This window comes from Streptomyces sp. NPDC015220 (assembly GCF_043079345.1).
GTDB lineage: Bacteria > Actinomycetota > Actinomycetes > Streptomycetales > Streptomycetaceae > Streptomyces.
The window spans coordinates 193,280-203,460 of the sequence record NZ_JBIBUK010000007.1; the positions used below are offsets into that span (position 1 = coordinate 193,280).

At 72.7% G+C, this 10,181-nt stretch carries 9 protein-coding genes and 1 pseudogene; 1 reads left to right on the forward strand and 9 read right to left on the reverse strand.

Going from position 1 to position 10,181, the window contains the following annotated elements:
* Positions 1–143: 143 nt before the first annotated feature.
* The 9 genes and pseudogenes from ACF061_RS17650 to ACF061_RS17690 all read right to left on the reverse strand — a co-directional run bounded on the left by ACF061_RS17650 (position 144) and on the right by ACF061_RS17690 (position 9,603).
* A pseudogene (locus ACF061_RS17650) lies at positions 144–1,443 on the reverse strand (MFS transporter).
* Between the two features lie 169 nt (positions 1,444–1,612).
* Complete coding sequence (locus ACF061_RS17655) at positions 1,613–2,221, reverse strand: TetR/AcrR family transcriptional regulator (protein WP_392267771.1); 609 nt, start codon at positions 2,219–2,221, stop codon at positions 1,613–1,615.
* A gap of 19 nt (positions 2,222–2,240) precedes the next feature.
* Positions 2,241–3,281, reverse strand: a complete 1,041-nt coding sequence (locus tag ACF061_RS17660; RefSeq protein ID WP_392267772.1) for an agmatine/peptidylarginine deiminase — start codon at positions 3,279–3,281, stop codon at positions 2,241–2,243.
* Between the two features lie 26 nt (positions 3,282–3,307).
* Complete coding sequence (locus ACF061_RS17665; RefSeq protein ID WP_392267773.1) at positions 3,308–5,032, reverse strand: urease subunit alpha; 1,725 nt, start codon at positions 5,030–5,032, stop codon at positions 3,308–3,310.
* Positions 5,029–5,754 carry an urease subunit gamma gene (gene ureA / locus ACF061_RS17670; protein WP_392267774.1) on the reverse strand — a complete coding sequence of 242 codons (726 nt, stop codon included), beginning with the start codon at positions 5,752–5,754 and terminating at the stop codon, positions 5,029–5,031. The genes ACF061_RS17665 and ureA overlap by 4 nt, the downstream gene beginning before the upstream one ends.
* Positions 5,755–6,093: 339 nt before the next feature.
* The gene (locus ACF061_RS17675) at positions 6,094–7,182 is read right to left on the reverse strand and encodes a branched-chain amino acid aminotransferase (protein ID WP_392267775.1); all 1,089 of its coding nucleotides are present in this window, start codon (positions 7,180–7,182) and stop codon (positions 6,094–6,096) included.
* Positions 7,183–7,431: 249 nt separating this feature from the next.
* Complete coding sequence (locus tag ACF061_RS17680) at positions 7,432–8,475, reverse strand: 3-isopropylmalate dehydrogenase (protein WP_392267776.1); 1,044 nt, start codon at positions 8,473–8,475, stop codon at positions 7,432–7,434.
* Positions 8,476–8,669: 194 nt separating this feature from the next.
* Positions 8,670–8,801, reverse strand: coding sequence for a hypothetical protein (locus tag ACF061_RS17685; protein ID WP_153545374.1), 132 nt, complete (start codon positions 8,799–8,801; stop codon positions 8,670–8,672).
* 262 nt (positions 8,802–9,063) lie between these two features.
* Positions 9,064–9,603, reverse strand: coding sequence for a GNAT family N-acetyltransferase (locus tag ACF061_RS17690; protein ID WP_392267777.1), 540 nt, complete (start codon positions 9,601–9,603; stop codon positions 9,064–9,066).
* A gap of 143 nt (positions 9,604–9,746) precedes the next feature.
* Here ACF061_RS17690 and ACF061_RS17695 point away from each other — a divergent pair, with 143 nt between their 5' ends.
* Entirely contained in the window at positions 9,747–9,953 is a 207-nt protein-coding gene (locus ACF061_RS17695; protein WP_392267778.1) for a DUF5988 family protein, read from the forward strand.
* Positions 9,954–10,181 lie beyond the last annotated feature (228 nt).

Genomic DNA, 10,181 nt, shown 5'->3' on the forward strand with positions numbered 1-10,181 from the left:
CGCGGGTCGAGGACGACGGTGGCCGCCCGTACCTGGTCGTACGTGACGGTCACTGCGGACCGGCGCGCCTGCTGCCAATAATCATGGCGAACGAGAGCACGGGGGCAGTTTGGCACAGTCCCGCCCCCGCACCCACCGCCGTCTCAGGATGCGGGCGTCAGTTTGGCCCCCTCCGCAGGCTCCATCCGGGTGAGGTCCGCGTCGCGCGTCTCCCGCATGGTGACGTACACCACGAGGGAGACGGCCGCGCAGGCCGCCACGTACCAGAAGAATCCGGACTCGGCGCCGGCGTTCTTGAACCAGAGGGCGACGTACTCCGCCGTGCCGCCGAAGAGGGCGTTGGCGAGGGCGTAGGGCAGGGCCACGCCGAGCGCGCGCACGCCGGTGGGGAACAGTTCGGCCTTCACACAGGCGTTGATCGAGGTGTAGCCGGTGACGACGACCAGGGCCAGCAGGGACAGCCCGAGCGCCGGCCAGAAGCTGCCGGCGTGTTTCAGCAGGGTCATGATCGGCACGGTCAGGAAGGTGCACCCGACCGCGAAGGTGATCAGCAGCGGTCGGCGGCCGATCCGGTCGGAGAGGCTTCCGGCGAGCGGCTGGAGGCAGGCGAAGACGATCAGCGCGGTGAAGGAGACGAGCGTGGCGGTGCGCTTGGGCAGGCCCGCGGAGTTGGACAGGTACTTCGTCAGATAGGTGGTGTACGTGTAGTACGCCACCGTGCCGCCCATGGTCAGCGCCATGACCAGCAGCGCCTCCCGCTTGTGCCGCCACAGCGCGCGCAGCGTGCCGCGCTCCTCGCCGCCGGTCCGGTCGGCCTCGTACACATCGGTCTCCAGCATGCTGCGCCGCAGGTAGAAGACGACGGCGGCGCCGAGCGCCGACGACGAACGGGATGCGCCAGCCGTAACCATGCAGGGCGTCGTCGGACATGGTGCGCTGGAGCAGGATCTGCAGGCCGAGGCCGACGATCTGTCCGGCGGTCATGGACACGTACTGGAAGCTGGAGGCGAAGCCGCGCCGGCGCGGGTCACAGGCCTCGGTGAGGTAGGTGGCGCTGGCCGCGTACTCGCCGCCCACCGACAGCCCCTGCAGCAGCCGGGCCAGGAGCAGGACCAGTGCGCCGCCGTAGCCGGCGACCGAGTACGTGGGGGCGACGGCGATGAGGACGGCGGAGGCGGACATCAGGGTGACGGTCAGGGTGAGCGCCGCCTTGCGGCCCTTGCGGTCGCCGACCCGGCCGAGCAGCCAGCCGCCCACCGGCCGCATGAAGAAGCCGACGGCGAAGATGCCCGCGGTGTTCATCATCTGCGCCGTGGGGTTGCCGTGCGGGAAGAACGCCCCGGCGAAGTAGGTGGCGAAGCTGGCGTAGACGAACCAGTCGTACCACTCCACCATGTTGCCGGCCGAACCGATCCAGATCTTCTTCCAGTGCTCTCGTCCCATGAGCCGTAACTGCCCCGTCAAAGCGGCCGGGACGCGCGGACTGGTCCGTCCGGGACGGTCCGCGCGGTCGCTTCACCGCCCCCGGCCCCGCGCCGGGGAGGTTCCCGTGATGCGAGCGCCCCGGCCGCCGTCGTTCGACGCGCCCCCGCACGGGCCGCCGGGCGGCTGGTCAGGCGTCCGTGAGCAGTGCGTCGGAGATGAACTCCCCGACGTGGGCGAGCACCTGCTCGCGGTCCGTGCCGCGCAGGCCGGTGGCGACGTGGATGGAGAAGCCGTCCAGGAGGGCGCGCAGCCGGGCGGCGAACCGGTCGGCGTCGACCGGCCGGAACTCCCCGCGCGAGACGCCCTCGGCGACCAGCGCGGCGAGGTCGCGGTGCCAGGCGCCCTCGATGGCGGCCTGCCGGTCGCGGGCGTCCTCGCCGGCGTTCAGCGAGCGGTTCCAGACCTCCAGCCACAGCGTCCAGTGCGGGTCGCGGTGGCCGTCGGGGACGTACAGGGCGACATAGGCGTCGAGGCGTTCGCGGGCCGGGGCGGTGCGGGTGAGCAGCCGGCCGCGTTCGGCGCCGAGCCGGCTCTCGCTCCACTCCAGGGTGCGCAGCAGCAGTTCGTCCTTGGAGCCGAAGTAGTACAGCAGATGGCCGCTGCTCATCCCGACCTCGCGGCCGAGCGCCGCCATGGTGAGCTTCTCCAGACCGCGCTCGGCGATCATCTCCATGGCGGCGGCGAGGACCTCCTCGCGCGGCGGCGCGTTCCTGCGCGTCCGTGCCGCATCGGCCATCTGTGACTCTCCCGCGGTTTCAGGCCTTCGGCTGCTGCTGGGTGATGCAGTGGATGCCACCGCCACCGGAGAAGATCGTACGGGCGTCCACGAGGGTCACCGTCCGTTCGGGGAAGAGGCGGCGGAAGATCCCGGCGGCGAGTTCGTCACGCGGGTCGTCGAAGCCGCACAGGACGACGCCGCCGTTGCACAGGTAGTGGTTGATGTACGAGTAGTCGGCCCAGTGCCCGTCGGCCTCCAGGGCGGTCGGCGCGGCGACCTCGACGACCTCCAGGCGCCGGCCCCGTGCGTCGGTGGCCGACCTCAGGATGCCGATGACCTCCTTGGTGACCTCGTGGTCGGGGTGGGCCGGGTCCGGCTGGTGGTGGGCGACGACCACGCCGGGGCGGGCGAAGGCGGCGACGATGTCGACGTGGCCGAGGGTGCCGTAGCCGTAGGGCGGGTAGTCGCCGGTCAGGCCGCGCGGGAGCCAGATCGCCTTGCTGGTGCCGAGGTGGGCGTGGATCTCCGCCTCGACCTCGGCCCGGGACCAGTGCGGGTTGCGTTCCGGGCCGAGCTGGACGGTCTCGGTGAGCAGGACCGTGCCCTCGCCGTCGACGTGGATCGCGCCGCCCTCGTTGACCAGCTTCGAGGCGTACGTCTTCGCGCCCGCGAGGTCGGCGACCTGCGCGGCGATCTTGGAGTCGTGCTCCCAGCGGGCCCAGTCCTGGGCGCCCCAGCCGTTGAAGGTCCAGTCCACGGCGGCCAGTCGGCCCTTGCCGTCGGTCAGGAAGGTGGGGCCGATGTCCCGCATCCAGGCGTCGTCGAGCTCGCGTTCGACGGTGTCGACGCCGTCGCCGAGCAGGGCGCGGGCCTCGGCCGACTGGCCGGGGCCGCACACCACCGTCACCGGTTCGAAGCGGCGGACGGCGCGGGCCACCGACGCCCAGGCGGCGCGGGACGCGGCCAGGTCGTCGGGGGTGTCGAAGGTCGGGTTGGCGCCCGGCCACGCCATCCAGGTGCGCTCGTGCGGCGTCCACTCGGCGGGCATGCGGAAGCCGTCGGCGGCGGGGGTGCTCATGTCGGGGGTCCTCACGGGGCTCACGGTCACAGGAAGTACAGGCGGTTGAGGGAGACGGAGTCGGCGGGCTCGGAACGCAGCGGGTCGCCGTCGAGGGTGACCAGGCCGGTGCGCTGGTCGACGTCGACCGCTCCGGTGCGGGAGTTGAGGCGCAGGTCGGCGGGGCCGATGCCGCGGGTGCCGCGCACGGCGACCCGCCTCCTGCGGGTGGGCATCGTGTCGTTGCCCTGTTCCAGGGCGGCCCGGGCGACGAAGGCGACCGAGATGTCGGCGGGGGTGGCCCCGTGCGCACCGAACTGCGGCCCGAGGACGAGGGGTTCGCAGGTGTCGGTGGCGGCGTTGGGGTCGCCGACCACGCCGTAGGCGGGGAAGCCCGCCTTGAGGACGAGCTGCGGCTTGGCGCCGAAGTACTCCGGGCGCCACAGCACGATGTCGGCCAGCTTGCCGGTCTCGATGGAGCCGACCTCGTGGCTGAGGCCGTGCGCGATGGCCGGGTTGATGGTCAGCTTGGCGATGTAGCGCAGCACGCGGGCGTTGTCGTCGTCCGGTCCGTCCCCGTCCACGGGTCCCAGCTCGGCCTTCATCTTGCCGGCCATGGCGAAGGTGCGGCGCACGGTCTCGCCGGCCCGGCCCATGCCCTGCGCGTCGGAGGAGGTGATGCCGATCGCGCCCAGGTCGTGCAGTACGTCCTCGGCGCCCATGGTGCCGGCGCGGATGCGGTCGCGCGCCATGGCGGCGTCGCCGGGCAGGTCGGTCTTGAGGTCGTGGACGGAGACGATCATGCCGTAGTGCTCGGCGACCGCGTCCCGGCCGAAGGGCAGGGTGGGGTTGGTGGAGGAGCCGATGACGTTCGGGACGCCGGCCATCTTCAGCACGTTGGGGACGTGTCCGCCGCCGCAGCCCTCGATGTGGAAGGCGTGGATGGTGCGGCCCTCCAGGACGCGCAGGGTGTCCTCGACCGACAGGCACTCGTTCAGCCCGTCGCTGTGCAGGGCCACCTGGACGTCGTGCTCCTCGGCGACCCGGAGGGCGGTGTCCAGGGCGCGGGTGTGGGCGCCCATGTCCTCGTGCACCTTGAAGCCGGACGCGCCGCCCTCGGCCAGCGCCTCGATCAGCGGGGCCTCGCAGGAGGACGAGCCCCGGCCGAGGAAGCCGATGTTGACCGGCCAGGCGTCGAAGGCGTTGAAGGCGTGCTTGAGCGCCCACGGCGAGTTGACGCCGACGCCCCAGACCGGCCCGAACTCCTGGCCGATGATCGTGGTCACTCCGGAGGCGAGGGAGGCCTCCATGATGCGCGGCGACAGCAGGTGGACGTGGGTGTCGACGGCGCCGGCGGTGGCGATCAGGCCCTCGCCGGACACTATGGACGTACCGGTGCCGACGACGACGTCCACTCCGTCGAGGGTGTCGGGGTTGCCGGCCCGGCCGATCGAGCAGATCCGGCCCTCCCGGATCCCGATGGACACCTTGCGGACGCCCTGCGCCGCGTCGATCACGACGACGTTGCTGATGACGACGTCACAGGTCTCGCGGACGGCCGCGGCCTTGAGGTGCAGCCCGTCGCGGGCGGTCTTGCCGAAGCCGGCGAGGAACTCGTCCCCGTACTTCTGGGCGTCGGCCTCCACCCGTACGACCAGCCCGGAGTCGCCGAGACGTATCCGGTCGCCGGCGCGGGGGCCGTGGGTGGCCGCGTAGGCGTGGGGGTCGACGTGGATCGACCGGCTCACCTCCCGTCCCTTCGAGCGGCTCATCGGTCGCCTCCTTCCGGTTGTGCCGTCGCTCCGGTCCGTACGGCGGTGGTTCCGAGGTATCCGCAGGCCGCTGCCCGGCGCAGCGCCTCGTCCTTCGCGCCCGGCGCGTCCAGCGGCCCGTCGACGAGGCCGGCGAAGCCGATCGCGACCCGCTCGCCGCCGATCGGCACCAGGCCGACCTCGGCGCTCTCGCCCGGCCCGAACCGGACCGACGACCCGGCGGGCACGGCGAGCCGCATCCCGTAGGCCCGCTCGCGCGGGAAGTCCAGGCGCGGGTTGGCCTCGAAGAAGTGGAAGTGGGAGGTGACGGAGACGGGGACGGTGGCGGTGTTGGTGACCGTGACCCGGACGACGGGCGCCGGCTCGGTGTGCTCCGGTCCGGGCAGCAACGCGCCCGGCGCCCGGTCGCCCAGCCGGCCGCCCGCGATCGGGTCGGAGACGATCGCGAGCCGGGAGCCGTCGTCGAAGACGGCCTCCACATGGACCTCGGTGACCACGTCCGCGACGCCCGGCAGGACGTCGTCCGGGCCCAGCACCGCGCGGGCGCGCTCGATCGCCTCGGCGAGCCGGGCGCCGTCGCGGGCGGCCTCGCACACCGTGTCGGCGATCAGGGCGGTGGCCTCCGGCACATTGAGCCTGAGGCCGCGGGCGCGGCGGGCGCGGGCCAGCTCGGCGGCCCCGAAGAGCAGCAGCCGGTCACGCTCGGTGGGGGTCAGTCTCACGCGGCGGCACCTCCTTGCCTTCTCACTTTAGAACGACACTCTAAAGCCGACATCCATGACAAGGGAAGGTACGAGGCAGGGTGGGCGCAGGTCACATCGAACGTTGCTCAAATTTCGGGTGGTGGTGGCCGGGTGCGGTCGGCGGTGCGGTGCGTCTGCCGCCGCCGGCCGCCGGGAACGCGTCAGGGCCGCCGCGGACGAGGAGTCCGCGGCGGCCCTGACCGCTTCGGCGGGAGGTTCGGGTCCGTCGCCCGGATCATGCCGGACCCAGCGGGTCACGGCACCGCGCCTCGTGCGCGCTCCCGCTCCCCCGGTCCGGCCCGATCCGGCCGGAAGGCACTAGCCGATCCTGTGCATCCAGCCGTGCTCGTCCTTCCTGGCACCGCGCTGGATGCCCAGCAGGGCCTCGCGCAGCCGCAGGGTGACCTCGCCGGGCGTCCCGTCGCCGTGGGTCCAGGCGTCCGACTTGGTCTTGACGTGACCGATCGGGGTGACCACGGCGGCGGTGCCGCAGGCGAAGACCTCGGTGAGCGCGCCGGAGGCGGCGTCCGCCCGCCACTGCTCCAGGGTGATCACGCCCTCCTCGGCGGTGAGGCCGAGGTCGCGGGCGACCTGGAGCAGGGAGTCGCGGGTGATGCCCTCCAGGATCGAGCCGCTCAGCTCCGGGGTGACGATCCGGTCGCCGTAGACGAAGGCGACGTTCATGCTGCCGCTCTCCTCGACCTTGGTGCGAGTCACCGCGTCGAGGTAGACGACCTGGTCGCAGCCGTGCGCGGCGGCCTCGGCCTGCGGCAGCAGGGAGGCCGCGTAGTTGCCGCCGGTCTTGGCGTCACCGGTGCCGCCGGGCACCGCGCGGACGTGGTCCTCGGCGACCCAGATGGTGACCGGCTTCACGCCGCCGGCGAAGTAGGCGCCGGACGGGGAGGCGATCAGCATGAACAGGTACTCGTTGGCCGGGTGCACACCGAGCCCGGTCTCCGAGGCGAACATGAACGGACGCAGGTACAGCGCCTCCTCGCCGCCGTGCGGCGGGACCCAGTCGGCGTCCTGCGCGAGCAGCGCGTCCAGGGCCGCGATGAACAGCTCCTCCGGGAGCTCGGCCATGGCCATGCGGCGGGCGGAGTTGCGGAAGCGGCGGGCGTTCGCCTCCGGGCGGAAGACCGCGACCGAGCCGTCGGGCTGGCGGTACGCCTTGAGCCCCTCGAAGATCTCCTGACCGTAGTGCAGCACGTGGCAGGAGGGGTCGATGGAGATCGGGCCGTACGGGACGAGCTGCGCGTCGTGCCAGCCGCGCCCCTCGGTCCACCTGATCGTCACCATGTTGTCGGTGAAGTGGCGGCCGAACCCGGGACTGGCCAGGATCGCCTCGCGCTCGGCGGTGGACAGCGGGTTGGCGGAGGGCTTGAGCTCGATCGTGGGCGTCGTCATGAGTGAGTGTCCTTCACCGGGTTGTCGTGACGGGCCGCATTCACGCCGGCACGGCCGTTTCCGGCCAGTGTTCGGACGTCCGAGCATTCCCTCATACCGCGGCTCCGCGTTCGATTATCGCGCGGAGCCCGTGGCGGACGGAATCGGGGTGGAGCGGCCCCGGGGTTGATGGTGGCACCCGGCGGCAGACAGAGGAAGGCCGCCGGGCGCGTGTGCGACCCGACGGCTTCCTTGGAGCGGCGCGGCGGGTCAGCCGGCTACTCGTACGCGGAGCGCGTCGCCGATCTCGGAGGTGCTGCGCGCGGGCAGCTCACCGCGTTCCGCCAGGTCGGCGGAGACGGCGTCCTCGATCCGGGTCGCCTCGTCCTCGTAGCCGAGGTGGCGCAGCAGCAGGGCGACGGAGAGCACCGTGGCGCTGGGGTCGGCCTTGCCCTGGCCGGCGATGTCCGGGGCCGAGCCGTGGACGGGCTCGAACATGGACGGGAACTCGCGGCTCGGGTTGATGTTCCCGGAGGCCGCGACGCCGATGCCGCCGGAGACGGCCGCGGCAAGGTCGGTGATGATGTCGCCGAAGAGGTTGTCGGTGACGATGACGTCGAACCGCTCGGGCTGGGTGACCAGGTAGATGGTGGCCGCGTCGACGTGGATGTACTCGGTGGTGACCTCGGGGTACTCCGCGGCCACCTTGGTGAAGATGTTCGTCCACAGGTGACCGGCGAAGGTCAGCACGTTGTTCTTGTGGACCAGCGTGAGCTTCTTGCGCGGACGGGCCTGGGCGCGGGCGAAGGCGTCGCGGACCACGCGCTCGACACCGAAGGCCGTGTTGACGGAGACCTCGGTGGCGACCTCGTGCTCGGTGCCCTTGCGGATGGTGCCGCCGTTGCCGGTGTACGGGCCCTCGGTGCCCTCGCGGACGACGACGAAGTCGATCTGCGGGTCACCCGCGAGCGGGGTGGCCACGCCGGGCAGCAGTTTGCTCGGGCGCAGGTTGACGTGGTGGTCGAAGGCGAAGCGGAGCTTGAGCAGGAAGCCGCGCTCCAGGACGCCGGAGGGCACCGACGGGTCGCCGATCGCGCCGAGCAGGATGGCGTCGTGCGCCTTGAGGGCGTCGAGGTCGGCGTCGGTGAGGGTCTCGCCGGTGGCGTGGTAGCGCCGGGCGCCGAAGTCGTACTCCTTGGTCTCCAGCTTCACATCCTGCGGGAGGACGGCGGACAGGACCTTCAGGCCCTCTGCCACGACTTCCTGGCCGATGCCGTCACCGGGGATCACTGCGAGATCGATGCTGCGAGACATGTCGGCACCCTACTCCTCGTCCCATGAGATGACATGGAACGTCCGTCATGTGGACACTCGGGTACCGGGCGCGGGCTCGCCGCACCGCTCACGGCAGGGCGTCCCGCCCGGCGCCCGGCGTCGCGGGACTTCGGTTCGGACCGGGCCGGTCGGGGCCCGGCGTGATCCGAACGAGGGGCTCCGGGCGTCGGGGGTCAGTGCCCCGTCTCGCCGCCGTTGTCGCGGCGGTCGAGGGCGCGCTGGAGGGCTGCGGCGGCGTTCTTGCGGTCGGACTCGCTCGTGCGGGTGACGTGGCGGACTCGGCGGCGGACGGTCGTCTCGGCCATGGGGGATCGACTCCTTCGAGGAGCACACGGAAGTGCGGAAGCGAGGGGTTTCGAGACGCCGGAGTGGGCGGGGAGCGGCGCCGCAGGGGTGACCTGCACGGGGCGCGGCTCACGACCGCCATTCGCCGGATCTGGCGAGACGTTCGGCTCCTACAAAACTAAGCGAGGACCGCGCGGCTGTCTGCACAATTACTCGGACTTCCTACTATCTGAGACGGCGGGCCCCTCGCACGCGCCTGACCAGCGCGTTCACCGGTCCTACTCAGAGGACGTCGCCGTCGCGCCAGTCGAAGAGCAGTTCGGCGCCGGGGTCGGCCGCGTCGGCGGGCGCGGGCCACAGGTAGGTGGAGCCCTCCTCCTCGCTCAGCCGCACCGCGCCGTCCGGGCCGAGCGCCCGCAGGCGCCCGCCCCACGCCCGCCAGCCCCGGCCCTCGTAGAGCCGGGCGCCGTCCTCGCTCGCGGACAGGGCGCCGAACGCGTAGGCGCCGGCGACGACCTCCTCGACCACGTCCATGATCCGCCCGCCGAGACCGGCCCGCCGTACGTCGCGCCGGACCGCGACACCCTCGACGTAGCCGACCCGCACCCACCGCCCCCGGTGCCGGGCGCGCCGCATGACCACGGCACCGTGTCCGGCGAGCCCGCGCCCGTCGTGGGCGAGCACGTGCAGGCCGCCGAGGGTGTGGTCCCAGTCGTCGTCGGAGAAGTCGCCGTCGAAGGCGTCGTCCAGCAGCGCGCGGACGGCACGGAGTTCGGCGGGGGCGAGCAGGGCGGTGTGGACGGTGCGGATCTCGACGGTCATCCGGACAGTATCCGGGCGCGTCCCCTCGGCCCTTTCCGCGGCGGGCCCGGGACGGGAGCCCCACCGGGACGCCGCGTCGCCCACACGGCTGATCCTCCGCGCGGCAGGCGCCCCCGCCTTCGCGCACAGGGAACGGTGAGGTCATGAACGACACGGCCAAGGCACTTCTCGAGGGCGGCCCGCAGGACCTGCCCCGGCGGATCGTCCCGATCACCACGCCCGGAGACGATGTGAAGATCGAGCTCCGGAACGGCTACGAGCACTTCAGACCCACCTCGCGCCACGCCGACACACCGGAGGGCAGGCTGCCCGTGTACGAGTGGTGGGAGCGCACGGAGATGCCCGGCTAGGTCCGGCCGGAGCTCTGTCGTCGAACGCCCGCGTTCGCGCCCGGCGCGGCGGGCGGGGGTACGACGACAGGGGCCTGCGGCCCGGGCGGGCGGCGCCGGGCCGCGCGCCGTGGGTCGGGACCGGGGCCGGGGGCCGTGGGTCGGGACCGGGGCCGGGGGCCGTGGGTCGGGACCGGGGCCGGGGGCCGTGGGTCGGGACCGGGGCCGGGGGCCGTGGGTCGGGACCGG

What these genes read in the sequence shown, in the direction of transcription:
- ACF061_RS17655 (WP_392267771.1), bottom strand. Translation starts at nt 2,221, where the DNA reads ATGGCCGATGCGGCACGGACGCGCAGGAACGCGCCGCCGCGCGAGGAG.
- ACF061_RS17660 (WP_392267772.1), bottom strand. Translation starts at nt 3,281, where the DNA reads ATGAGCACCCCCGCCGCCGACGGCTTCCGCATGCCCGCCGAGTGGACG.
- ACF061_RS17665 (WP_392267773.1), bottom strand. Translation starts at nt 5,032, where the DNA reads ATGAGCCGCTCGAAGGGACGGGAGGTGAGCCGGTCGATCCACGTCGAC.
- ACF061_RS17675 (WP_392267775.1), bottom strand. Translation starts at nt 7,182, where the DNA reads ATGACGACGCCCACGATCGAGCTCAAGCCCTCCGCCAACCCGCTGTCC.
- ACF061_RS17680 (WP_392267776.1), bottom strand. Translation starts at nt 8,475, where the DNA reads ATGTCTCGCAGCATCGATCTCGCAGTGATCCCCGGTGACGGCATCGGC.
- ACF061_RS17685 (WP_153545374.1), bottom strand. Translation starts at nt 8,801, where the DNA reads ATGGCCGAGACGACCGTCCGCCGCCGAGTCCGCCACGTCACCCGCACG.
- ACF061_RS17690 (WP_392267777.1), bottom strand. Translation starts at nt 9,603, where the DNA reads ATGACCGTCGAGATCCGCACCGTCCACACCGCCCTGCTCGCCCCCGCC.
- ACF061_RS17695 (WP_392267778.1), top strand. Translation starts at nt 9,747, where the DNA reads ATGAACGACACGGCCAAGGCACTTCTCGAGGGCGGCCCGCAGGACCTG.